Here is a 22,577-nt window from a genome sequence, read left to right as displayed (position 1 = left end):
CGGCAGGCGGGTTTCGCCGCACGCTTCCCCTGCCGCTTCTCGCGGTGCTCGGGGGATGCGGCGGGCCCTTCTCCACCCTCGACCCCGCCGGGCCCGCGGCGGCCTCGGTGGCGCGGCTGTGGTGGGTGATGCTGGGCGGCTCTGCGCTCCTCTTCCTGTTGGTGATGGTGTTGCTGCTTCTGGCCTTCCTGCGGCCCGGCATCGCCTCGGGCACCGGCGAGCGGCTCTGGCTGTTCTGGGGTGGGCTCGTGATGCCCGGCCTGGTGCTGGCGGCGCTGCTGGTCTTCGCCCTGGCGAGCGGGGAAAGGCTGCTGGCGCATCCGGGCACGCCCGGCATCCTGCGGGTGGAGGCGCGCCCGCAGCAATGGATCTGGCGCTTCACCTACCCGGAGGCGGAGGGGATGGAAACCACCGGCCTGCTGCATATCCCCGCCGGGCGGCCGGTGGATGTCCATGTGATCGGGGGAGACGTGATCCACAGTTTCTGGGTGCCGCGGCTGGGCGGCAAGCTGGACGCCATCCCCGGCCATACCAACATCCTGCGCCTGAAGGCGGCGGAGCCGGGCCTCTATGACGGCCTCTGCGCCGAGTTCTGCGGCACCTTCCATGCGGAGATGCGCTTCGCGGTCCAGGCGCATCCGGCGGAGGAATACGAGGCCGTGCTGGCCCGCCTCGCCAGCCGCCTGCCGCTGCCGGCCGCGCCGCGCGGGGCGCAGGAGCGGGACGACGGAGAGCGGGGCGCGGTAGGCTCCGTGCCGGTCGGGCGTTCGCCGGAGGGGCGGAGGCTGGACGGGCAGACCCAGGGAGGGCACGCACCGTGACCGCCAGGGAGCATCCAGCGGAACGCAACCGCCCGTCGCCGATCCGGCTGCACAAGGAGCTGGAGCGCATCTGGGCCACACCGAAGGGCTGGGGTGCGCTCTCGGCGGTGAACCACACGGTGATCGGAAAGCGCTTCATCGTCACCGCCTTCGTCTTCTTCACGATCGGCGGCCTGCTGGCGATGTTGATCCGCGCGCAGCTCGCCACGCCGCGCTCGGCCTTCCTGGGGCCGGATGTGTACAATCAGGTCTTCACCATGCACGGCACGGTGATGATGTTCCTCTTCGCCATCCCGATGTTCGAGGGGCTGGCGATCTATCTCCTGCCGAAGATCCTCGGCGCGCGCGACATGGCCTTCCCGCGCCTCGGCGCCTATGGCTACTGGTGCTACCTCTTTGGCGGCTCGATCCTGATCGTGGCCCTGTTGGCCGGCGTGGCGCCCGATACCGGCTGGTTCCTCTACACGCCGCTTTCCTCCAGGCCCTACACGCCCGGCATCAACGCCGATGTCTGGCTGCTCGGCATCACCTTCGTCGAGATCTCCGCCGTCTCGGCCGCGGTGGAGATCACCGTCACCATCCTGAAGCTGCGCGCGCCCGGCATGTCGCTCGACAAGATGCCGATCTATGCCTGGTACCTGCTGGTGACGGCGGGGATGATGCTGGTGGGCTTCCCGCCGCTGATCCTGGGCTCGCTGCTGCTGGAGGCGGAGCGCGCCATCGGCCTGCCCTTCTTCGACCCCGCGCGCGGCGGCGATCCGCTGCTCTGGCAGCACCTGTTCTGGCTCTTCGGCCATCCCGAGGTCTATATCATCTTCCTGCCCGCCGCCGGCGCCATCTCCACCATGCTGCCGGTCTTCGCGCGGCGCGAACTGCTCGGCTACACCTGGATCGTGGTGGCCGTGGTGGCGGTGGGCTTCCTCTCCTTCGGCCTCTGGGTGCACCACATGTTCACCGTGGGCATCCCGCATCTGGCGCAGGCCTTCTTCTCCGCCGCCAGCACGCTGGTCGCGGTGCCGACGGCGGTGCAGATCTTCGCCTGGACCGGCACGCTGGCAAGCGGGCGGCCGCGCCTGACTCTGCCGATGCTCTACATCCTGGGCTTCTTCTTCGTCTTCACCTGCGGCGGGCTGACCGGCGTGATGCTGGCCGTCGTGCCCTTCGACTGGCAGGCGCATGATACGCAGTTCGTGGTGGCGCATCTGCACTACGTGCTGGTGGGCGGCTTCATCTTTCCCATGCTCGCGGCCGCCTATTACTGGCTGCCGCATGTCACCGGGCGGATGCCGGTGCAGCGCCTGGGTGTTGCGGCCTTCTGGCTGATCTTCCTCGGCTTCAACCTGACCTTCTTCCTGATGCACCTGACGGGGCTGCGCGGCATGCCCCGGCGCATCCACAGTTACGAGGCCGGGATCGGCTGGGAGGGACTGAACCTGATCTCCTCCCTTGGCGGCTTCATCCTCACCATGGGCTTCGCGCTGTTCCTGCTGGACATGGTGCTGCAGTCCCGCTTCGGGCGGCGCTTCCGCCGCAATCCCTGGGAGGCCGAAACGCTGGAATGGGCCATGCCCGTCCCCGCTGCCAGCTACGCCTTCGCCTCCCTGCCGGAGGTGGCGGGCCGCGCTCCCCTGCGGGACGATCCGGATCTGGGTCGCAGGCTGGCGGCGGGGGAGGGCTATCTTCCTTTCGCCCGGAACGGCCACCAGGAGACGCTGGCGGTGGAGATCGCCACCGGAAAGCCCGAGCAGATCGTGGTGCTCCCTCAGCCGAGCTTCCTGCCGCTCTGGTCCGCCCTGGCCACCGGCGTGGTCTTCGTGGCGCTGCTGCTCGGCCTCTACTGGCTGGCACCGCTGGGGCTGCTGGCGGCCTTGGCCCTGCTGCTGTGCTGGACGCCGGACCCGGCCGGGCGGCGGGACAGCGGCCCCATTCCCGCCGGGCACGGGCTGATGCTGCCCCCGCATGTGGAGAGCGCCTCGGCGCCCTCGCTCTGGGCGATGCGCTTCACCCTGGTGGCGGATGCGACGCTCTTCGCCTCGCTGCTCTTCGGGGCTGCCTTCCTCTACGTGGTCGCCCCGAACTGGCCACCCCCGCCCCTGCCTTCCGTGGGCGGACCGCCGGGAGGGTGGCTGCCGGCCGGCCTCGTCCTGCCGGGGCTGGCTTTGGCAGCCCTGGGCGGGCGATGGGCCGTCGCCGCCAATGTCCGTGGCCGGACGGCAGGGCGGAGCGCCGGGCTGCTGCTGGCCCTGCTGGGCCATGGGGTGGCGCTGGCCGCGCTGGTGTGGCTGCTTTGCCTGGTGCCGGACCCGGCGGCCCATGCCGTGGGGGCGCTGGGTGTTGCCTTGCTGGCCTATGCCGCGTTGCACGCGGCGCTGGGCCTGCTCTTTGCCGGCTTCGGCCTGTATCGCGGCCATGCGGGCTACCTCTCGCCACGGCGTAGCCTGGATCTGCGGATCGGCCGCCTGTGGCACGACTACACCGCCATTACCGGAGCGATCGCCTTGCTCGCGGCTCTGGCGCTGTGCTGGGGGGGCCTGCCAGCAGCGGGAGGCAGCGCGTGAGCGAGTCCGGGCGCCGTTCCGGCCTGCTCCTGCTGGGCGGCTTCGCGGTCTGGGGTTCCGCCTTTCTCGCGCTCTACGGCGGTGTGTCGCTGGGCTGCGCCTGGGGCTGGGAAGAGGCTTCGCTCGGCCCCTTCAGCCTGCTGCGGGGCGTGCTGCTGCTGATCCTGACGGCGCATCTGCTCGTGCTCACGGTGCTGCTCCAGTGGTGCTGGCGGTCCGTTGCCTTCGGCTCCGGCAGGCCGTTGCCCGGCGAACCCTGGCATTTCCTGGGCCTGGCTTCCCTGGCAGCCACGGGGGCCGCGCTGGCGGCCACGCTCTGGACCGGCCTGCCCGTGCTGGGCCTTTCGGCCTGCGCCTGAGCGGACCATGCGGCCCGGAGGACATCATGCGAATGGCAGGATGCATGGACCCTCGGGCATTTCATGGTCCCGCGCCGTCCGCTTCTCCCCCTTCACGGGCCAGGGCCCTCGTCAGGCGCGTCGTTTCCGGTTTTTTAGCATTTTAGGATTTTAGACCTTTATCCGCCCGCGTGGTGGGCGAGTGCCGCCGAGACGCAGGTTCCGGGTGCGGTGACGCCATGGCGGGGGAGGCGAAAGGCATCCAGTCAGGCACGACATCGGGCGTTTGCTGTCGGCGATGTTGGGCTGGTCGGGGATCAACCCGGAACGCGCTGCTGGAGGCGGTCGCGGGTTATGGGACGTCTGTTGATTTTATTCCTATAGCCTGGGGCGGGTTCGGAAAGCAAGGGAGCGTTCGTGGAGGTCGTGCCCCGACCCGGGCGGTGGCGGGACGCATGGCCTCGGGGGGATGGGGCGGAGCCTCTCAACCGTGGCCAGCCATGGAGCGCGACGCCGGAGCTTCGCGCGCCCGCAGGCCGGTACGTTCTGCCGTTCGTCTCAAAGCGAGGAGGCGTCTATGCTCCGCCTGATGAAATCGGCCTTCGCCGACGTATAGGAGACGCGATCCCCCGGGTAACGGCTTGCCAGCGCCATCTTCTCCGCCTCGTACGAGCGTGCGAGGCAGGGTGCGTTGCGGAGGCGGTCGCGGAAGGCGGGGTTCTGGCGCCATTTCCAGCCATTCCATTCCACGACATGCAGGTGATGCGTGCGTGGCGTCCCCTTGGCGAAGAACGCTCCGCCCGGAACCTGCCTGTCGGCCTGGTATTCGTAGCCGATGCCACCGAGCAGGGACCTGTACCGGTCGACGATGGAAAGGCAGCGGACCCCGACCATCAGATCCAGGATCGGCTTTGCGCGGATGCCCGGGATCGAGGTGCTTCCGAAGTGCTGGACGTCCACCAGCAGGCGCTGCATCGCGGAGCGGATGAGCCGCTCCTCGCAGGCATAGAGCGAAGCCCAGGCGGGATCATGTCCCACCAGGAAAACACGGCCATCGTCCAAACCCAGCAAACGGCTTCGCCCCTCTTGTCCCGATCCATGGCGCCGGTGAAGCACCGGGCCCCGCCATTCCCAGCAATGCGGCACCGAAACTGGCATGGTCCGCGGCGGCGCTGCTGTGATCTGGCGCACATCCGGGACGCCCGGAAATCCGGCCGGAAGCACCCCCAGGAAGAGGGGCCGTCGTGGCGGCGCCGTCGGATGTGGGCGCCGCGCTGCCGCGGGAACCGGCCCGGGCGGGCACTGCTTTCCGGGGAGGGTCGTCGCGGCCAGGGCAACGGGAGCGGGGCGACAGGACGACGGCCGCGCGACGGGCGGATCAGCCGGGGGAGGCAGCCTGCGGCATGGGATGGGTGTTCGCCGCCCGCCACTGGCGCTGGACCTCCGCATCCACCTCGTCGGCCGTCTGCCCGGGCCGGACGGTGACCTCCGCGCCGTGCAGCGCGAAGTGGACCGGCCTGCCGAGTTTCCCCGCCTTCTCGACGCAGCGCGTGATGACGTGCGGCAGGTAGTCGGTCGGCTGGGTGGGATACTCGACGACATCCTGAACGGCGGTCATGCGGGCGTTTCCTTATCGTTGGCGCGGGAAGCCTGGACGAGCGGCGACGATTGCGTCAAGGCACGGCGCCGGGGATATGGCGCCGTGCCCGGCTTGACCCTGCGGCGGATTGGTCAACAAGCTGAGATTTGCCATGCCCCAGGGAGGTTCACGGTTGCGACCACGCGGCGGGACGGGCGGCGCCTCCCATATCGGCCTGCCGCCGGCGCTGCTCCGCGCGGCACCGCTGCCGCGGCGCGCCTTCGGGAGCATGCTCCGGCATCCGACGCGGGTGATCCCGCTCGCCTTCCTGGTGGTGATCCTGCTGGGCACCGGGCTGCTGATGCTGCCCCCGGCGCGGACAGATGGGCAGGGGGCGCCGCTTCTCACCGCGCTGTTCACCGCGACCTCGGCCACCAGCCTGTCCGGCCTCTCCATCGTGGACATGGCGACCTACTGGACCTTCCCGGGGCAGGTGGTGATCCTGCTGCTGATGCAGGCCGGCGGGCTCGGCATCCTCACCGGCGCGACGCTGCTCGGCCTGCTGGTCCGGCGGCGCATCCGGCTGTCCTCGCGGCTCATGACGCAGGCGGAGTTGCAGGTGATCGCGCCCGGCGACGTGGCCGCGATCCTGCGGCTGGTGCTGGCCATGACCCTGGGGACCGAGCTGCTGGTGGCGGCGGCGCTCTGCCTGCGCCTGCGCCTCGCCTATGGCATGGACTGGGGGGAGGCGGCCTGGACCGGGATCTTCCACGCCGTTTCCGCCTATACGAACGCGGGCCTGTCCACCTATGGCGACAGCCTGGTGCGCTTCGGCGCGGACCTCGCGGTGACAGGGCCGGTGATGCTGGCGGTGCTGGCGGGCGGGATCGGGGTGCCGGTGGTCCATGACCTGCGCCGCGCACCGCTGGCGCCGCAACGCTGGAGCCTGCACACGCGGCTCACCCTGATCGGCAGCGGCGCGCTGCTGCTGCTCGGCTGGGCGGGAGTGCTGGCCTATGAATGGGGCAATCCGGCCACCCTGGCGGGGCTGCCCGTGGCGGAGCGCGTGCATGGCGCCCTGTTCCACGCGGTCATGACGCGTTCGGGCGGCTTCAACACGGTGGATGTCGCGGCGATGCGGCCGGAGACGCTGCTTCTCAGCAGTGCGCTGATGCTGATCGGCGGCGGCAGCGCCAGCACGGCGGGCGGCATCCGGGTGACGACCTTCGTGCTGCTGGGCCTGGCCGTCTGGGCGGAGGTCCGGGGATCGCCCGATGTCAACGCCTTCGGCCGGCGGATGCCGGAATCCCTGCTGCGGCAGGCGCTGACCATCGCGTTGCTGGCGATCGGGGTGGTCTGCGCCGCCACGCTGCTGCTGTTGTCGCTGACGGACCTGCCGGCGGAGAAGGTGCTGTTCGAGGTGGTCTCCGCCCTGGCGACGGTGGGACTGTCCGCGGGCGTTTCCGCCGATCTGCCCATGCCCGGGCTTGTGGTTCTGACCGGGCTGATGTTCCTGGGCCGGGTGGGCACGGTGACCATCGCCACGGCGCTGGCGCTGCGTGGCGCCCGAGCCACCTACCGCTATCCGGAGGAGCGCACCATCGTTGGCTAGGAATCCCGTGAAGGCCGATGCGGGGGTCGTGGTGATCGGGCTCGGCCGCTTCGGCGGGGCCGTGGCGCAATCCCTGATCCGCATGGGCCATGAGGTGCTGGGGATCGACGAGGACCCCGAGCTGGTGCAGCGCTGGGCGGACGACCTGACGCATGTGGTGCAGGCCGACACGACCGATGCGGACACGCTGCGCAGCCTGGGCGTGCCGGAGTTCCAGCATGTCGTGGTGGGCATCGGCACCAACCTGGAGGCCAGCGTGCTGACGGTGCTGGCGCTGAGCGAGATGGCCATCCCGCAGATCTGGGCCAAGGCGCTGACCGTCAACCACGGGCGCATCCTGGAACGCACGGGCGCGCACCATGTCGTCTATCCCGAGATGGCGATGGGCGAGCGCGTGGCGCATCTGGTGACGGGCAAGATGATCGACTTCATCGAGTTCGACGACGGCTTCGCCATCGTGAAGACCCGTGCCCCGGCCGAGGCGGTGGGCCGGACCCTGGAGGAATCCGCGCTGCGCTCGCGCCACGGCATCACCATTGTGGGCGTGAAGCGGCAGGGGGCCGATTTCACCTATGCCCGGCCGGAAACGCGGGTGGAGGCCGGGGACCTGCTGATCGTTTCCGGCCCGACGAAGCTGGTGGAGGCCTTCGCCGCGCGGACCTGACGGCGGGGGCGTTCCCGCCCGATGGGGTCAGGGCGCCACCGGCAGGCTGATCACCGCATCGGCCTGGTCGAAATCGCTGAGGAGGATCTCGGCGCGCAGGGTCCAGCGTCCCGGCAAGGCCAGCTCCGGCCCTTCCAGCATGAACCGCCCCGGCGCAGCCTCCCGCATCGGGCGGCGGATGCCGGCGATGCCCGCTTCGGGCTGCGACAGTTCCAGCCAGACTTCCTTCGCGGCGAAGGCGCTGCCGTCCGGGCGCACCAGCCAGAGATCGAGCCGGTTCCGCCCGGCCCGGGCCGGCCTCGCCTGAAGGGTGACGGAAAGCCCCGCCACCTCGGTCGCGACGGTGACGCCGTCCTGCGGCCCGGCATGGTGGTGGCCCTGCGCCCCCGCCTGGTGCGGGGAGGTCATGCTCAGCACGGCGGTCGCGGCCAGGACCAGCGCCGCCAGCCCCGCCTCGGCCATGATGCTGCGGCGCAGGAATGCGGGGGCCGAGGGATCGCCGAGCGCCAGGGACGGGGTGAGGCGCCGATGGTTCAGGCCGGCCAGCGCCAGCAGCAGCAGGGCGCCGCCGGCCTTTGCCAGCAGCAGCGTCCCGTAGGTCGTCCCCAGCAGGGCGGAGGGGCCGGGCAGATGCAGCGCCGCCTGGGCCACGCCGCTCAGCAGCAGCAGGGCGACGGCCGGGACGGCGATGGCGGCGAAGCGCCGCACCACCGGCAGCGCGGCCGTCCCGTCGTGCCGCAGCAGGGCCCAGAGGGGCAGGAAGGCCCCCAGCCAGAAGGCGGCCGTCAGCGCATGGAGGGTAAGCAGGAAGCGCGCCGGAAGGTCGCCCGTGGCGGCATGGCCGGACAGGCTCAGACCACCCGCCGCCAGGACGGCGCCCGCCAGGCCGAGGGCACGGCTGAGGCGGTTGCCCTGGCCGCCGAGGGCGATCGCCACCAGGGCGAGGCCGAGCGCCACGGCGGCATCGCGCGCGAAGACCGTGGAGGCCCGGGCGGCGATCCAGGTTTCGCCCTGCAGGAGCGCGCCGAGGCCGGGGGCCGCCAGCATGGTGCCGCCCTGCACCCCGATGCCGAGAACCGCCGCCAGGATGCCGGCGCAGGCACCGGCCTGCATCCAGCGCAGCATCGCCGGAGGCGGCGGTGCGACGAAGGCGCGGAACAGGGCGCCGCCCGCGCCGGGCATGAAGCCCAGGTACAAGGCGAAGCGCAGGAGCTCCGCCGCCCCAATCCAGATCCTCCCCTCGGCCGGGGCGACGGCGGTCCGCTCCGGTGCCATGCCGATGCCGAAGGCGATGGCGCCGCTGACCGGGTGCCCGTCGGCGGAGATGATCCGGAAGCTGGCGAGGTAGGTGCCGGGGGGCAGCCTTGGGGGCAGTGCCGCCCCGATGGCGTCGCTGTCCTTTCCCGCGCCGTGGGAAAGGACCGTCACGCCGCCCGGCCCCGCCAGCCGGAGGTCGAGCGGCGTCACCGCCTCGTCGAAGCGCAGCACCAGCCGGTCCGGCGGCTGCGCGAGGCTGGCGCCGTCCGCGGGCTCGCTGCCCAGCAGCGCGGCATGGGCCCAGGCACCGGAAAGGGACGCCAGCCACAGGCCGCACGACAGGAGCAGCGGGAGCAGGCGGCGCATGCCTTCCGCCTCAGCCCCTGGGCGTGATGCGGACGGCGAAGGCCGGCGCGCGCAGGGTTTCGCCGGGCTTCGAGGGGCGCTCGATCCAGCGGGTGACCTTGCCGCCCTCGCATTCCTGCACCACCGGGAAATAGACGGTCTGCCCGGCTTCCTTCGGCGTCTGCACCCGCAGGACGAACTCCTGGTAGAAGGCGTCGGGCAGGTTGCCGCCCCGCCAGGCGACCTCCCGGACCGGTGCGCTCTCGCCATGGCCTCCGGGCGCGGCGGTGCCTTCCTCGGCCACGGTGGTCAGGGTCCAGCCAGCCAGGGGCATCGGCTTCACGTTGCGGAAGCCCTCGGGGATCTGCAGCCGGATGCCGGTGGTGGCCGCTCCGTCGCAGCCATGCGGCACGCGGATGGCCACGCGGAGGTAGCTGTCCGCCGGCATGGTGGACTGGTCCAGCGTCACATGCGCGGCGGCCGGAAGGGCGAGGAGGCTAGCGCCGAAGACGGCGGCAAAGCGGTTGAGCATGGGTGGTTTCCGTGGTGTCGGGCCTGGGAGTGGATCAGTGATGGCCGTGCGGACCGGTGGCGCCCGCCGCCTGCACCGGCACCGGCACGGTGATGGCGCCGGCATGCTCGAAGGTCAGCGTGACGGGGACGGCCTCGCCCACCCGCATCGGCGCCGAGAGGCCCACCAGCATGAGGTGCAGGCCGCCGGGGCGCAGGGTGACGCTGCCGCCCGCCGGCACCTCGACGGCCTGGACGGGCTGCATGCGCATGACGTCGCCGTCGCGCACCGTGGTGTGCAGCTCCGCCGCGCGGGGCAGGGGGCTGCTGGCGGAGAGCAGGCGGTCCGGCGTGTTGCCGGTGTTGCGGATGGTCAGGAACACGCCGCCCGTGCCCCCCTGCACCGCCGCCCGGGCCCAGGGCTGCTCGATGCTGATGGCGCCCGGCTGCTGCGCCAGGGCGGGAAGGGCGGCCAGGAGGGGGGACAGGAACAGGGCCGGCAACAGCCGGCGACGGCGCAGCGTCATGACGCGGTTTCCTTGCGAAAGGCGAAATTCCGGTCCCGCCGGATGGCGGGGGATGGGCTTGGGGGCGGAACTGCCGGAGCGGGCCGGGAATGGGACCCGGCCCTGCCGCGGCCGCAGGACGAATGGCCGCGCGGGCGGGGAGCCCGGGCGGCGGTCCTGTCAGGGATCAGGCGATGGGAGGGGCGCGGGGCTGCTGCGGCGGGCCGCGTGGCGGGATTGGCGGCAGGCCGGGCAGGGCGACGTCATGCGCGATCACCACGAAGCCAGCGGGCCGGATCATGGCGACCGGAGGGGCGGGCGGGAGCGCGACCCCCGCATGCTGGCACATCGGGCAGCCCGGATGCAGGCTTGCCTTCGGAGCCTCCTTGCCGTCCGGTCCCACCAGGATGGTGCGATGGAGGCCGGAAGGGCTGCACAGCTCCACGAGCTGCGCCGCAGCCGTACCCGTGAAGGGGCGGAGACAGGAAGGCAGCGCCGCCGACCATTGCAGGAGAAGCAGCACGGCCACAAGGCTCAGGAAAGGGCGGCGGACCTGGCGCATGGATGGCCGCATGCGTATCAGCCGCCGCAAACCTTGTCACGGCCGGGGGCCCGGTGTTCGGACGTCAGCACTCGGGCCACCATTCCGGAGCGTGCCCTGTTCCGCGCCGGTTCCCCTGTCCGTTATGCCCCGCCGTCCAGCCAGGTCACCTGGCTGCCATGGGCCTGCGCGGTGGCGAGCCGGTGCTCCGCGCCGCCCGGCCAGAGGGTCAGCCGCAGCTCCGGCCGGGCCTCCGGAGTGGGCGGCTCGAAGCGGAGCCAGGCGAGCGGCGCCTCCGGGGTGGCGCGCGCACCGCGTTCCCGCAGCGTCCCGGCGATGCTCTCGCGCGTCTCCCTGGGCATGTATTGCCACATGATGGAATGGTACAGGATGGTGGCGCACCCGGTCTCCGCTTCAGCCAGGTGCGCCCGGACCCAGGGAGCCGCATCGGCCCGTTCCACGCGCTGCCCGGCTGCCCGCGCCACGGCGATGGCGCCTTCCAGCCGGGCCAGGCGCTCGCGCTGGTCCGCCCAGACATAGGCGCGCAGGCGGAGGCGCTGGGCCGAATCCTCCAGGTCGATCGGCGAAAGGTCGCAGGCCCGGCGCGACGCCACGCGCAGCGGCGCATCCAGCGGCGGCAGCCCGCCTTCCCAAGCCGGGGCCAGATGCACGGGGCTGGCGGGATCGCCCCATGACGCCCCGCCCAGGCGGTAGTGGAAGCGGTCCCACACCGTGTTGAGGCCGGCGCTGGCGCCGATCTCCAGCAGGGCCAGCGGCAGACCGGTGTCCCGCGCGATCCGCAGGAAGCCGCCGAGCAGCACGCCCGATCGCCCGACCTCGTTGGTCTGCGGCGGCGAGGCCAGGAAGCCCCCGATGAAGGCGTGATGCGCCGCCAGCACCCCTGGAAGCACGGGGCCGAGCCGTTCAGGCCCCGCTCCCGCCCGCGGCGGATAGGTGGCGGCGAGTTCCGGCGCCGCGCCGCTCAGCACCAGGGCGTGCAGCGCGCCCGCCAGCCGCAGTGGCAGCGCATCGGCCACCGGGTCGCCGGGCCAGTGGTCCACCAGCGCGGCGGTGGGGCCGCCCGCGGCGAGATCCGCAGCCAGCAGGCGCAACAGCCCGGCGGTGAAGGGCGAGCCAAGACTGTCGCACCAGCCGATCTGCCGGGCGAAGCTGGCGAGGATCTTTTCCCGTTCCGGCGGCGTCGCGGGCATCCGCATCTCCTGCGCTTGACGCGGCAAGGAGGATCGCGGCAGGGGTTGCCGTCAATCTTGATCGAGATGATCAACATCACCGAACCCGCCAGCCCTTGTCTGACCGCCCAGGAGGCCACGGCGCGCCTCGGCGTCTCGCGGCAGACCCTCTACAGCTATGTGAGCCGTGGCTTGGTCCGCGCCGTCGCGGCGCCTGGCGATCCCCGGCGCAGCCTTTATGACGCGCAGGACGTGGCCCTGCTGCTGGAACGGCGGGGGCGAGGGCGGGCGCGGCGGGACATCGCCGCCTCCACCACCGACTGGGGGGAGCCGGTGCTGCGCTCCTCGCTGACGCTGATCGATGGCGGCGGCTTCCGCTATCGCGGCCAGGACGCGGTCGCCCTGTCGCGGCAGATTTCGCTGGAGGAGGTGGCCGCCCTGCTTTGGGGCTTCCCGGTCGCCCTCTCCGTCCCGCCGGAGGAACCTCCCCCGGCGGGGGAACGGCCGCTCGAACGGGCCCTGCGCGCGCTGGCCGCAGAGGCGGCCCGCAGCGACTGGGCGCTGCACCCGCCCCGGATCGCGGCGGGCGCGGCCCGGCTGCTGGGCCTCGTGGCGCAGGCGGTGGCCGGGGAGGGCAAGGAGGGTGAGGGCAAGGAGGGTGAGGGCAGGAATGGCGTGGCCGCGCATGACCGGCTGGGGGCCGCCTGGAGACTCGACGGCCGGGGCAGGGACCTGCTGCGCCGGGCCCTGGTGCTCTGCGCCGACCACGAGCTGAACGCCTCCGCCTATGCCGCGCGGGTTGTCGCCTCCACCGGCGCTTCCCTGGCCGCCTGCGTGCTGGCCGGCCTCGCTGCCCTGTCCGGGCCCCGGCATGGCGGCATGACCGACCGCGTCCGCGCCCTGGCGGCGGACCCGGAGGTGCGGCGCGATCCGGTCAGGGCCCTCGGCGCACGGCTCGCCCGGGGGGAGGAGATCCCGGGCTTCGGCCACCGCCTCTACCCGCGGGGGGACCCACGGGCCATGGCGCTGCTGGACGGCTTTCCGGTCCCCGAGTCCTGGCGGGCGATGATCCGGGCGGCCGAGGCCCTGACCGGGCTCCGGCCGACCGTCGACGTCGCCCTGGCGCTGATGGAGGAAGCTCTTCCCCTGCCAGCGGGAGGCGGGCTCGGCATCTTCGCCACCGGCAGGACGGTCGGCTGGATCGCACATGCGTTGGAACAGCGCGCCGACGGCCGGTTGATCCGCCCGCGCGCCCTCTATGCCGGGCCACGGGCCGGCGGCTGACGGGTCCGGAGCGATCCCTGGGCCCGGCACCGCGGTTTGCGGCGCCGGGCATTTTCCGATGACGGCGCCTCAGGGCGAGGGCGGGCGGCACTCGAAGCTGCCGATCTCTTGCGGATCGCCCTGGCCCTTGTAATGCGCCTCCAGGGGATAGGCGCAGAGGGGCCGGCTGCGTCCCGGAAAGGCCCGGCCCCTGGCCGGCAGGGCCTCCGGCGCCTTGTCCTTCTCGACCCAGGCCTCGATTGCCGCGAGCGGATCGAAGTCGTCCAGGGCCGGGCCGCCGCCGCAGTGGTTCATGCCCGGCACCATGAACAGGCGCGCCCAGCGGGCCAGGGCCGCCTCGCCGCCATTGTCCTGGCCGAGCACCCGCCAGTAGGCGCGCAGGTCATCCGCCGAGAAGACCGGGTCGCTGTTGCCGTGGAAGACCAGCAGCTTGCCGCCGCGTGCCACGAAGCTCGACAGTAGCGTGTTGGTGGCGTCGTTGATCGCGCCGGTCTGTGCCGTCTGCGCCGCGATGCGGTCGAAATCCACCTCTTCCAGCCGCAGGTCCGGCTTCGGTGGGGTCATGAAGTACAGGCCCAGCGAAGCGGCGGCCAGGGTGGCGTTGCGAGCATTCGGGGTACCGGTCTGCGACGTGCCGAGCTTCCAGGCCCTCCAGCCCGGTGCGGCGATCCCGGTGTCCCAGGGCCACGTGCTGTAGAGCGGATGGCCCTGACCGTCCCGGGCGCCGCCGAAGATGCTTCGCAGGGCCTCCAGCTTCGCCGGGGAGAGGCAGGACTGCGTCTGCCCCGCGCCGCAGGCCAGGGGGGCAGGATCGAAGCGGCAGGCGGACATCGCATCGATGCTGCCATCCGCCAACCCGTCCAGCGCATCGCATTGCTTCAGCACGCCCTGGGAGACGAGTTGCAGTTCCTCCGGCGTCAGCGCCGAGGCGAGGACCGGGCGTCCCTGTTCGTCGCGCGGCGCGGCGCGGTTCAGGGCCCACACGTCCCAGGCCTGGGCAATGACGGCACGGCTCAGCCGGAAGCCCGGATTGCCCGCCACCACCCCGTCGAAGAGGGTCGGAAAGCGCTGTGCCGCCATCAGCGCGGTCCGGCCGCCATTCGAGCAGCCCATGTAGTAGCGGCGCTCGGGCGGTCGCCCCTCATAGTTGTCGATCAGGCCCAGCGCCGTCTCCGCCACACGGCCGATCGCGGCATAGGCGTGGTCGATCCGTGCCTGCTGGTCCACGCCGAAGGACGCATCGCTGCTGTCCATGCCCTGGTGGCCGGAATCCGTCGAGACGACCGCATAGCCCCGGTTCAGTGCCGGCGTCGCCGTCGCGCCCGCGACCGGAATGGCCCCGATGGCATCGCTGACGACCCCGTCCATGCCGCCGCCGCCTTGGAAGAGGAAGCGGCCGTTCCAGCCTTCCGGCATGCGGAGCTGGAAGCCGATGCCATAGCGCCGCTGGCTCACGCCCTGGCGCGGCGCGATCAGCCCCTCCACCAGGCAATGGGCCGGCATGGCCGCCTGGGCCCGCGCGGCCCCGGTGAGGGCGGCCCGGCCCGGGTTCTCGGCGGGAAGCTGCCCGGCCGGCAGGGCCTCCGCCCGGGTGATCCGCAGGCCGGGGCCGGCCAGGGCCGCGAGGCCGGCGCAGTCTCTGGGCCCGGTGGCCAGGGCTGCGGGCGCCGCCAGCAGCGCCAGGCCGAAGATCGCCAGGCCCGCCGTGAGCGGGCCGCGCGTCATATCGCTCCGCACGGCGTCAGGCCAGCCTGAAGACGCGGATCAGCACGGCAGTGCGCGCCGGCCGCAGGCTGTCCAGCGTGCCGACATAGACACCCTTGTTCAGCCAGCCATGGGGGCCTTCCGGCGCGGTGATGTCCAGCACGGAGAAGGCGTAGCGCGGGCCGCCCGGAGGATTGTCCACCGTGACATGGTTGTTCACGGTGATGACGGCGCCGTCCTCCGTCTGCAACTCGTACAGGGCGTTGAGCTGCCGCACCCCGTCCCGCCGAACGAGCTGCCGGTCCGCCCCGCCGGGCAGGACCTTGCCGCGCAGCCGGGGCCCCCGGAACTCGCCGCCGGTGATGGGGACCATCCGCCGCTCGCCCAGCGGGCTGTTGCCCAGCGCCAGGGTAGGCGAGAGGTCGCAGATCGCCTCGTAGATGAATTCGGTGCGCGGCGGCGCCATGGGGATCTGCGGCGCCAGGGAGACGTAGTCCTCCGCTCTGGCCTCCGCGCCGGGCAGAGCGGCAGCCATGCCGCCCCCCGCCAGCGCGGTGAGCAACAGGTTCCGACGGAGGACTGTGGCGCGCTTCGTCTCGTGGGCGGGATTCTCGTGGCCCGGGATGGGGTCTTGCATGTCCTGCTCCATGACTCAGGCCGCCCGGGCCGGCTGCAACGGGGAAGCGGAGGGTCGCCGCCCCACCAGGACATAGGCGGACAGGCCGCCCAGGATGGCGATCGGTACGATACCCATAAGCACCTCGCCCGGCGAACGGCCGGAGGCCACGAGGCCGCCCGCAAGCAGCGGCCCGGCGACCGAGCCCAGCCGCCCTGCGGCCACGGCCAGCCCGACGCCGGTGCCCCGCACCGCCGCGGCATAGCATTGCGGCGCCAAGCCATAGAGGATCGCCTGCACAGCGATCACGGCGGCCCCCGTGAAGGCGGCGGCCAGCACCGTCAGCGGCAGGTTCGCCGGCAGCATCGCCAGCACCGCCAACGCGAGGACCAGCGCGCCAAAGGTCGTGGCCACGGTCATGCGGCGGTGCGGACTGTCCAGCGCACGGCCGGTCAGCAGGCTGCCGCCGGCACCGGCCACGTTGAAGACGATCTGCACGATCCCGGCTTCCGCCGGGCTGAAGCCGCGCGAGACCAGCAGCGCCGGCAGCCAGTTCAGCAGCAGGTAGAGCACCAGCAGCGAGAAGAAGAAACCGATCCACAGCGAAAGCGTGGACACCAGCATGCCCGGGCCGACGATCTTCCGCACCGCGCCGGCCGTGCGCGCCGTATCGGCCTCCATGACCGCGGGAACGCGCAGGTCGGGCAACTGGAGGAGCAGGACGGGAATGATGGCGAGCGGCAGGATGCCGCCGATCAGGAAGACCTCCTGCCAGCCACCATGCAGGCCGAAGAGGGGCACTAGGCTGGCGACGGCGCCGCCCAGCGGGATTCCCGCATACATGATCGCCACAGCGGAGCCTCGCCGCTCCGGTGGCGCGGCCTCGGCGGCAATGGCGACGAGGTTGGGCAGGGCGCCGCCGAGTCCCACGCCGGTCAGGAAGCGCAGCACCGCGAGCTCCGTGAAGCCGCTCACGAAGGCGGTGGCGATGGAGAAGACGCCGAAGGCCAGTAGGGCGAGCACCAGCCCCATGCGGCGCCCGAAGCGGTCGGCGATGCGGCCGCCGGCGATGGCGCCGAAGATCAGCCCGAAGGTGGCGGCCGAGAAGAACATGCCCATCTGGGCCGGTGTCAGCCCCAGGGCCGGCGCCAGCTTCGGCGCCGCCACACCCGCCGCCTGGATGTCGAATCCCTCGATCATCGCGGCGAGAAAGCACAGCCAGAGAACCCGTCGGTCCGAGCACCCGGATAGCGTCTTGTTCATGTTTCCTTCCCTTATCCGGGCAGGCCGCCGCGCGGCTGCCCGTCCTGCGCGGTCCCGGAGCGGGACCGCCTTAGCCTTCCTCGTCCTTCCAGATGCGTTGCAGCAGGTCGAGCAGCGTGACCCGTTCCGCTTCCGTCAGGCGGTGCAGGAAACGGTCCTCGTGCTGCCTGATCCGCGCCTGGATCCGGGGCATGGCGGCTTTCGCGGAGGCGCTCAGGAAGAGGTGCTGGATGCGCCGGTCTTCCTTGTACGCCACGCGCTCGACCAGCCCCTGTTCCTCCATCTCGTTGATCAGCGGCGCCGTGTTGGCGCGCTTCATGCCGAGGAGACGGCAGAGCTCCGTCGCGGTGATGCCCGGCCGCTCCGCGATGGTGGCGAGCATGCCATAGGGAACCGGGCGCAGCCCGTTATCCGCGAATTCCACGACGAAGTCGCTGAGCGCATACGACCAGGCGCGGCGCAGATTGTAGCCGACCAGCTCCCCGAGCTTCTCATCCTCCCGTGCGCCTTCCCGCGCCGCAGCCTTGCCACGCCTGCGAACCCTGATTCCGCCCATGACCCATGAGGCGGTTCCCGATCGGCGCTTGTCAAGGCGAAAATGTTATGAGACATAACTATTGAAACTTGCTGGCTATGGGGAGGTCGACATGCAGCGCAATGACGCCGTGTTCCTGCGGATCGCGGGCGAGGAACGGCCGGCTGCGGAAGGGCAATGGTTCGAGCGGCGCAACCCGGTGACGGGCGAGGTCGCGACACGCGCCGTCGCCGCGAAGGCGGCGGATGCCCGGGAAGCCGCCGAGGCCGCCGCGCGGGCCCTGCCCGGCTGGGCCGAGACCGGGCCGGGCGCCCGCCGCCTGCTGCTGCTGAAGGCCGCGGACGCCGTGGCCGCGAAGGCCGGGGAATTCGTCGCGGCGATGATGGAGGAGACCGGCGCGACGGAAAGCTGGGCGCGCTTCAATGTCATGCTCGCCGCCGGGATGCTGCGCGAGGCGGCGGCGCTGACGACGCAGGTGGCGGGCGAGGTGATCCCTTCCGACAAGCCCGGCTGCCTGTCCATGGCCATCCGCGAGCCGGCGGGCGTGGTGCTGGGCATCGCGCCCTGGAATGCGCCGGTCATTCTGGCCACGCGCGCCGTCGCCACGCCGCTGGCCTGTGGCAACACGGTGGTGCTGAAGGCCTCCGAGACCTGCCCACGCACCCATGCGCTGATCATCCGGGCACTGGAGGAGGCGGGGCTGCCCGCGGGCACCGTCAACCTCGTCACCAACGCGCCGGAGGATGCGGGGGAGGTGGTCGGCGCGCTGATCGACCATCCCGCCGTGCGGCGCATCAACTTCACCGGCTCCACCAAGGTCGGGCGGATCATCGCGGAGCGCGCCGCGCGCAACCTGAAGCCCGTGCTGCTCGAACTGGGCGGCAAGGCGCCGCTGCTGGTGCTGGAGGATGCCGACCTGGACGAGGCGGTGAAGGCCGCGGCCTTCGGCGCCTTCTTCAACCAGGGCCAGATCTGCATGTCCACCGAGCGGATCATCGTCGTGGAAACCGTGGCCGAGGCCTTCCTGGAGCGTTTCCGCGCCAAGGCGGCGACGCTGGTGGCCGGCGATCCGCGCGAGGGGCGGGCGCCGCTGGGCGCGGTGGTGGACCGGCGGACGGTCGAGCATGTGCAGGCCCTGGTGCAGGATGCGGTCGCGCAGGGCGCGCGCCGGCTCACCGGTGGCGAGGCCGAGGGCGTGCTGATGCCTGCCACCGTGGTGGACGGCGTGACCAGCGGCATGAAGCTCTATGCCGAGGAGAGCTTCGGACCGGTCGTCGCCATCCTGCGCGCGAAGGACGAGGAGGATGCGATCCGCCTCGCCAATGACAGCGAGTACGGCCTTTCCGCGGCGGTCTTCACGCGCGATGCGGCGCGTGGCCTTCGCGTAGCGCGCCGCATCCGCAGCGGCATCTGCCATGTCAACGGCGCCACCGTGCATGACGAGGCGCAGATGCCGTTCGGTGGCACGGGGGCGTCCGGCTATGGCCGCTTCGGCGGCAAGGCGGGCATCGCCGAGTTCACGGAGCTGCGCTGGATCACCGTCGAGACCCAGCCCGGCCATTTCCCGATCTGACATCCACGAGAAGGAGGAAGATTGCCATGGAACAGGGTCACGACAGCACGGTCGCCTTCGATGTCGAAGGCGGCATTGCCTGGGTGCGCTTCAACCGTCCGGAGAAGCGCAACTGCATGAGCCCGGCGCTGAACCGCCGTATGATGGAGGTGCTCGACGAGCTGGAGTTCCGCGCCGATGTCGGCGTTCTGGTCCTGACGGGCGAGGGCACGGCCTGGTCGGCGGGCATGGACCTGAAGGAGTATTTCCGCGAGACCGAGGCGCAGGGGCTCGGCGCCGTCCGGCGCTCGCAGCGTGAGTCCTATGGCTGGTGGCGCCGGCTGCGCTGGTACCAGAAGCCGACCATCGCCATGGTCAACGGCTGGTGCTTCGGCGGCGGCTATGGCCCGCTCTTCGCCTGCGACCTCGCCTTCGCCGCGGATGAGGCGAAGTTCGCGCTTTCGGAGATCAACTGGGGTATCCTGCCGGGCGGCGGCGCCACCAAGGTGGTGGTGGACCTGCTGTCCTTCCGCGATGCCATGTACCATGCCCTGACCGGCGAGCTGATCGACGGGCGCAAGGCCGCCGAATGGAAGCTGGTGAACGAGAGCGTGCCGCTGGCGCAGCTTCGCGAGCGTGTCACGGAAGTGGCGCGGACGCTGCTGCAGAAGAACCCGGTGGCGCTGAAGGCGACCAAGGACGCGGTCCGCCGTGTGTCCGAGATGACCTACGAGAACGCGGAGGACTATCTCGTCCGCGCCCAGGAGGCGGCCAACTCCCACGACAACACCGGCCGCAAGGAAGGCATCCGGCAGTTCATCGACGAGAAGAGCTACAAGCCCGGCCTCGGCGCCTACGACAAGAACCGCGGCGAAGCCTGAGCAACAGGCCGTCCAGGAATCAGGGAGAAAGATCCATGCCTCTCCGGACCTCGCCGGATCCGGTGGCGCTGCACGCGCGCCTGCAGCCGGAGCGCCCCGCCTGCACCGACCTCGCCACGGGCCGGCACTGGACCTATGCGGCGCTGCACGTGGCGATCCAGCGCATGGCCACGGTGCTTGCCGCGCAGCTCGGCCTCCAGGCCGGGCAGCGCGTGGCGGTGCTGGCGCGCAACAGCGCCGATCTGGTGATCCTGCAACAGGCCTGCATGCGCCGCGGATTGATCTTCGTGCCGCTGAACTGGCGCCTGTCGCGGGTGGAGGTGGAGGCGATCCTCGACGACTGCCAGCCGTCGCTGCTGGTGCATGACAGCGACGAGGGTGCCATCCCCCTGCCGGATGGCCGCCCCATCCCGCTGGCGGAACTGGTGGCGCGGGCGGAGGACAGCCCGCCGGCGCCAATGGCGCCCCTGCCGGATGCCGGGGCGCCGTCGATCATCCTCTACACCTCCGGCACCTCCGGCCGTCCGAAGGGCGTCATCATCACCGAGGCCAATGCCCTGGCCACGGCGGTGAATTTCGGCGTGCTGGGGCGTGTCAGCCACCGCAGCGTCTTTCTCTGCGATTCCCCGATGTTCCACATCATCGGGCTGATCACCAGCTTCCGCGCGCCGCTGCTGGCGGGCGGGTCGATGCTGGTCTCGCCCGGCTTCGACCCCATTGCCACCAATGACCGTCTGGGCGACCCGGACCTGGGGGCCACGCACTATTTCTGCGTCCCGCAGATGGCGAAGCGCCTGCGCGAGCAGGCGAATTTCGACCCGGGCCGCTGGCGCTCGCTCACCGCGCTCTTCACCGGTGGCGCCCCGAACCCGGCGGCGGATATCCGCTGGTGGCTCGAACAGGGTGTGCCCATGGTCGATGGCTTCGGCATGACCGAGGCCGGCACGGTGCTGGGCATGCCGATCGAGCCCAAGCTGATCGCCGCGAAGGCCGGCGCGGCCGGCCTGCCCGCCCCGATGATCGGGTGCCGCCTTGTGGACGAGGCGGGGCGGGACGTGCCGGCCGGGGAGGCGGGCGAGCTGCTCCTGTCCGGCCCGAGCATCACGCCCGGCTACTGGAACCGGCCGGAGGAGACGCGCCGCGCCTTCACCGAGGACGGCTGGTTCCGCACGGGCGATATCGGCCGCCGCGACGAGGACGGCTATGTCACCCTGGTGGACCGCCGCAAGGACATGTTCATCTCCGGCGGCGAGAACGTCTATCCGGCCGAGGTCGAGAATGCGCTCGGCGAGCATCCGGACGTGCAGGATGTCGCGGTGATCGGCGTGGCGGATGCCACCTGGGGGGAGGTGGGCCGCGCCTTCATCGTGCCCCGGTCCGGGCGGGAGATCCCGGTGCGGAGCCTGATCGCACACTGTGAGTCACGCCTCGCCCGCTACAAGATCCCCAAGGAGTTCATCGTGGTGGAGAGCTTGCCGCGTACGGCGTCGGGGAAGCTGCAGAAGCATGTGCTGCGCCAGGAGGGCGGCTGAACCTTCCTGCAGAAGCCGATGTGACCAACGCCGCTCCTGGAATACGAGAAGTTTTTATTTTAGTATCAGCCTTTTATCAGTAATTCCTCAGATGGAGAAGTAGGTTCTGGGGCGCTTCTGCAGCGGCAGCATCCGGTTGCTGCTGGACGAAGCCTGCTATGAAGTGGCAGGGCCATCTGTTCAGCCAGCACGCAAACGGCCTGACAATGCTGAGACATGTCAGGCCGCTTACGTACTGGCATTACGGAAGACCGGCCACTTTTCCGCTCGCCGGGGAAGTGGTGAGAGGTAGTGCGGAGTCGATCACGATCATCGCACGCCCGGCCAGGGGCGACGGGTTGCGATCGGGCAGTAGAAGCGCCCGGAAGCGGATGTCCTCCACCGCCGCCCGCTCATAGTCGCGGTCGATCACGCCGCGCCGGTCGAAGAAGCGGTTCAGCGCCGCCGGGATGCGCACGCAGCCCTGGCTGTCCGGCCGCCCCAGCCTCCGCTCCAGCCGGTCCGGATCGGTGGCGTGCATCTCCAGCCGGATATCGCCCCGCTCCCGATCGGCGCGCCAACCTTTCTCGGCCGACTGCCAGCCGAAATCCCAGACCCGCATACCCTTCACGCCATAGCCGCGGATGTGGTTCTCATTGAAGGTGCCCTGCGCGCGGAAGCCCAGGATCGCGTCCGTGTTGAGGAAGACGCCGACCGGCGTGATGTAGTGGTCGAAGTGGTTCGTCTCCCCGGTAGAGATCCGGGAACGGCCGATCACGGCCCAGGCGGCATCGGGCCGGGCCACCACCAGCCACAGGACCTGCACGCGTGGGTTCCGGTCCACGACCACGGCCAGTTGCGGGCGGTCGATGACGAGCTTTCCGCGGGCCGCCACCACTGCGGCGGCGCGTTGCGGCATCAGGGCTTCGCCCGGTGCTGGCGTGGTCAGCCGTGATGGCACCTCGCGGGCGAAATCCGCCCTGAGCCGGGTGATCTCGGCTTCCGTAGCCGCGGCGGAAAGGGGTGGCGGCTCCGGTGGAACGGAGGGTGCCGGCACGTCGGGCAGCGGGAGCGGAAAGACGGCCGGACCTGTCCCGGGCGGCAACTGCGGGGAGGCGGCGGGCGGGGCCACCGTCGGAAAGCCCGGTGGCGCGGCCGCGGCGAAGCCTCCTGACGGCTGCGCCACGGATGGCGTGCAGCCCGCCAGAACGAGCACCAGCGCCCATCCCGGCCTGGGGAGGCCCAGGGAGGCAGTTGGAGAAGCCAAACCGGGTTGGAGAGAGGAGAAGTGACGCGACGAGGTGGCCATC

Annotated in this window: 21 protein-coding genes; 9 read left to right on the top strand and 12 right to left on the bottom strand. The window is 71.4% G+C overall.

Going from position 1 to position 22,577, the window contains the following annotated elements:
* The first annotated feature begins 44 nt into the window (after positions 1–44).
* From coxB to BT98_RS0114870, 3 genes are read left to right on the top strand one after another with little or no spacing between them, the layout of a single operon-like run.
* Positions 45–821: a cytochrome c oxidase subunit II gene (gene coxB / locus BT98_RS24555; protein ID WP_075822169.1), complete on the top strand. Its 777-nt coding sequence runs from the start codon at positions 45–47 to the stop codon at positions 819–821.
* On the top strand, positions 818–3,379 hold the full coding sequence (gene ctaD / locus BT98_RS0114875) for a cytochrome c oxidase subunit I (RefSeq protein WP_019462536.1): 2,562 nt from the start codon (positions 818–820) through the stop codon (positions 3,377–3,379). Before coxB ends, ctaD begins: the two co-directional genes overlap by 4 nt.
* Entirely contained in the window at positions 3,376–3,738 is a 363-nt protein-coding gene (locus BT98_RS0114870; protein WP_019462537.1) for a hypothetical protein, read from the top strand. The genes ctaD and BT98_RS0114870 overlap by 4 nt, the downstream gene beginning before the upstream one ends.
* A gap of 537 nt (positions 3,739–4,275) precedes the next feature.
* On the opposite strand, the gene BT98_RS0114865 is transcribed toward BT98_RS0114870, so the two are convergent.
* Together BT98_RS0114865 and BT98_RS0114860 are read right to left on the bottom strand one after the other, a co-directional pair.
* Positions 4,276–4,788 carry a GrpB family protein gene (locus BT98_RS0114865; RefSeq protein WP_027297262.1) on the bottom strand — a complete coding sequence of 171 codons (513 nt, stop codon included), beginning with the start codon at positions 4,786–4,788 and terminating at the stop codon, positions 4,276–4,278.
* Positions 4,789–5,095: 307 nt separating this feature from the next.
* Positions 5,096–5,335 carry a hypothetical protein gene (locus BT98_RS0114860; RefSeq protein WP_019462539.1) on the bottom strand — a complete coding sequence of 80 codons (240 nt, stop codon included), beginning with the start codon at positions 5,333–5,335 and terminating at the stop codon, positions 5,096–5,098.
* A 154-nt stretch (positions 5,336–5,489) separates the two neighbouring features.
* Here BT98_RS0114860 and BT98_RS0114855 point away from each other — a divergent pair, with 154 nt between their 5' ends.
* Positions 5,490–6,908 (top strand): TrkH family potassium uptake protein, encoded by a 1,419-nt coding sequence (locus BT98_RS0114855; protein WP_019462540.1) that lies wholly within the window; start codon positions 5,490–5,492, stop codon positions 6,906–6,908.
* Positions 6,901–7,572 (top strand): potassium channel family protein, encoded by a 672-nt coding sequence (locus tag BT98_RS0114850; protein ID WP_026033451.1) that lies wholly within the window; start codon positions 6,901–6,903, stop codon positions 7,570–7,572. Before BT98_RS0114855 ends, BT98_RS0114850 begins: the two co-directional genes overlap by 8 nt.
* Positions 7,573–7,599: 27 nt before the next feature.
* On the opposite strand, the gene BT98_RS0114845 is transcribed toward BT98_RS0114850, so the two are convergent.
* From BT98_RS0114845 to BT98_RS24550, 5 genes are all read right to left on the bottom strand, one after another.
* A complete protein-coding gene (locus BT98_RS0114845) occupies positions 7,600–9,195 on the bottom strand; it encodes a copper resistance CopC/CopD family protein (protein WP_019462542.1) in 1,596 nt (531 codons plus the stop codon).
* A 10-nt stretch (positions 9,196–9,205) separates the two neighbouring features.
* Positions 9,206–9,706 carry a YcnI family copper-binding membrane protein gene (locus BT98_RS0114840; RefSeq protein WP_019462543.1) on the bottom strand — a complete coding sequence of 167 codons (501 nt, stop codon included), beginning with the start codon at positions 9,704–9,706 and terminating at the stop codon, positions 9,206–9,208.
* 34 nt (positions 9,707–9,740) lie between these two features.
* Positions 9,741–10,211 carry a copper chaperone PCu(A)C gene (locus BT98_RS0114835; RefSeq protein WP_019462544.1) on the bottom strand — a complete coding sequence of 157 codons (471 nt, stop codon included), beginning with the start codon at positions 10,209–10,211 and terminating at the stop codon, positions 9,741–9,743.
* Positions 10,212–10,377: 166 nt separating this feature from the next.
* Positions 10,378–10,752 carry a DUF2946 family protein gene (locus BT98_RS0114830; protein WP_019462545.1) on the bottom strand — a complete coding sequence of 125 codons (375 nt, stop codon included), beginning with the start codon at positions 10,750–10,752 and terminating at the stop codon, positions 10,378–10,380.
* A gap of 122 nt (positions 10,753–10,874) precedes the next feature.
* Positions 10,875–11,942, bottom strand: a complete 1,068-nt coding sequence (locus BT98_RS24550) for a DUF2332 domain-containing protein (protein WP_019462546.1) — start codon at positions 11,940–11,942, stop codon at positions 10,875–10,877.
* Positions 11,943–11,987: 45 nt separating this feature from the next.
* Here BT98_RS24550 and BT98_RS0114820 point away from each other — a divergent pair, with 45 nt between their 5' ends.
* Positions 11,988–13,205, top strand: a complete 1,218-nt coding sequence (locus BT98_RS0114820; RefSeq protein WP_237719401.1) for a citrate/2-methylcitrate synthase — start codon at positions 11,988–11,990, stop codon at positions 13,203–13,205.
* Positions 13,206–13,274: 69 nt separating this feature from the next.
* Here the strand turns inward: BT98_RS0114820 and BT98_RS0114815 are convergent, their stop codons facing one another.
* The 4 genes from BT98_RS0114815 to BT98_RS0114800 form a co-directional block, all read right to left on the bottom strand.
* Positions 13,275–14,930 carry a tannase/feruloyl esterase family alpha/beta hydrolase gene (locus BT98_RS0114815; RefSeq protein WP_019462548.1) on the bottom strand — a complete coding sequence of 552 codons (1,656 nt, stop codon included), beginning with the start codon at positions 14,928–14,930 and terminating at the stop codon, positions 13,275–13,277.
* Positions 14,931–14,946: 16 nt separating this feature from the next.
* The gene (locus BT98_RS24545; RefSeq protein WP_202801226.1) at positions 14,947–15,546 is read right to left on the bottom strand and encodes a DUF3237 domain-containing protein; all 600 of its coding nucleotides are present in this window, start codon (positions 15,544–15,546) and stop codon (positions 14,947–14,949) included.
* Positions 15,547–15,561: 15 nt separating this feature from the next.
* On the bottom strand, positions 15,562–16,788 hold the full coding sequence (mhpT, locus tag BT98_RS0114805; protein ID WP_027297261.1) for a 3-(3-hydroxy-phenyl)propionate transporter MhpT: 1,227 nt from the start codon (positions 16,786–16,788) through the stop codon (positions 15,562–15,564).
* Between the two features lie 70 nt (positions 16,789–16,858).
* Positions 16,859–17,344, bottom strand: coding sequence for a MarR family winged helix-turn-helix transcriptional regulator (locus BT98_RS0114800; RefSeq protein WP_019462551.1), 486 nt, complete (start codon positions 17,342–17,344; stop codon positions 16,859–16,861).
* A gap of 91 nt (positions 17,345–17,435) precedes the next feature.
* On the opposite strand from BT98_RS0114800, the gene BT98_RS0114795 reads away from it, so the two are divergent.
* From BT98_RS0114795 to BT98_RS0114785, 3 genes are read left to right on the top strand one after another with little or no spacing between them, the layout of a single operon-like run.
* The gene (locus BT98_RS0114795; protein ID WP_019462552.1) at positions 17,436–18,896 is read left to right on the top strand and encodes an aldehyde dehydrogenase; all 1,461 of its coding nucleotides are present in this window, start codon (positions 17,436–17,438) and stop codon (positions 18,894–18,896) included.
* A gap of 26 nt (positions 18,897–18,922) precedes the next feature.
* Positions 18,923–19,756, top strand: a complete 834-nt coding sequence (locus BT98_RS0114790) for a p-hydroxycinnamoyl CoA hydratase/lyase (RefSeq protein WP_019462553.1) — start codon at positions 18,923–18,925, stop codon at positions 19,754–19,756.
* A gap of 35 nt (positions 19,757–19,791) precedes the next feature.
* Complete coding sequence (locus BT98_RS0114785) at positions 19,792–21,288, top strand: AMP-binding protein (protein WP_019462554.1); 1,497 nt, start codon at positions 19,792–19,794, stop codon at positions 21,286–21,288.
* A gap of 241 nt (positions 21,289–21,529) precedes the next feature.
* On the opposite strand, the gene BT98_RS24540 is transcribed toward BT98_RS0114785, so the two are convergent.
* On the bottom strand, positions 21,530–22,483 hold the full coding sequence (locus BT98_RS24540) for a L,D-transpeptidase (protein WP_139341661.1): 954 nt from the start codon (positions 22,481–22,483) through the stop codon (positions 21,530–21,532).
* Positions 22,484–22,577 lie beyond the last annotated feature (94 nt).

Source organism: Roseomonas mucosa ATCC BAA-692 (assembly GCF_000622225.1).
Lineage (GTDB): Bacteria > Pseudomonadota > Alphaproteobacteria > Acetobacterales > Acetobacteraceae > Roseomonas > Roseomonas mucosa.
Note: the sequence above shows the minus strand (reverse complement) of the source record. Positions and strands in the feature narration are given on the sequence as shown.

Bases quoted from the DNA above. Each gene is read 5' to 3' on its own strand.
- BT98_RS0114860 (WP_019462539.1), bottom strand. From the start codon at position 5,335: ATGACCGCCGTTCAGGATGTCGTCGAGTATCCCACCCAGCCGACCGAC.
- BT98_RS0114845 (WP_019462542.1), bottom strand. From the start codon at position 9,195: ATGCGCCGCCTGCTCCCGCTGCTCCTGTCGTGCGGCCTGTGGCTGGCG.
- BT98_RS0114840 (WP_019462543.1), bottom strand. From the start codon at position 9,706: ATGCTCAACCGCTTTGCCGCCGTCTTCGGCGCTAGCCTCCTCGCCCTT.
- BT98_RS0114835 (WP_019462544.1), bottom strand. From the start codon at position 10,211: ATGACGCTGCGCCGTCGCCGGCTGTTGCCGGCCCTGTTCCTGTCCCCC.
- BT98_RS0114830 (WP_019462545.1), bottom strand. From the start codon at position 10,752: ATGCGCCAGGTCCGCCGCCCTTTCCTGAGCCTTGTGGCCGTGCTGCTT.
- BT98_RS24550 (WP_019462546.1), bottom strand. From the start codon at position 11,942: ATGCCCGCGACGCCGCCGGAACGGGAAAAGATCCTCGCCAGCTTCGCC.
- BT98_RS0114815 (WP_019462548.1), bottom strand. From the start codon at position 14,930: ATGACGCGCGGCCCGCTCACGGCGGGCCTGGCGATCTTCGGCCTGGCG.
- BT98_RS24545 (WP_202801226.1), bottom strand. From the start codon at position 15,546: ATGCAAGACCCCATCCCGGGCCACGAGAATCCCGCCCACGAGACGAAG.
- mhpT (WP_027297261.1), bottom strand. From the start codon at position 16,788: ATGAACAAGACGCTATCCGGGTGCTCGGACCGACGGGTTCTCTGGCTG.
- BT98_RS0114800 (WP_019462551.1), bottom strand. From the start codon at position 17,344: ATGGGCGGAATCAGGGTTCGCAGGCGTGGCAAGGCTGCGGCGCGGGAA.
- BT98_RS0114795 (WP_019462552.1), top strand. From the start codon at position 17,436: ATGCAGCGCAATGACGCCGTGTTCCTGCGGATCGCGGGCGAGGAACGG.
- BT98_RS0114790 (WP_019462553.1), top strand. From the start codon at position 18,923: ATGGAACAGGGTCACGACAGCACGGTCGCCTTCGATGTCGAAGGCGGC.
- BT98_RS0114785 (WP_019462554.1), top strand. From the start codon at position 19,792: ATGCCTCTCCGGACCTCGCCGGATCCGGTGGCGCTGCACGCGCGCCTG.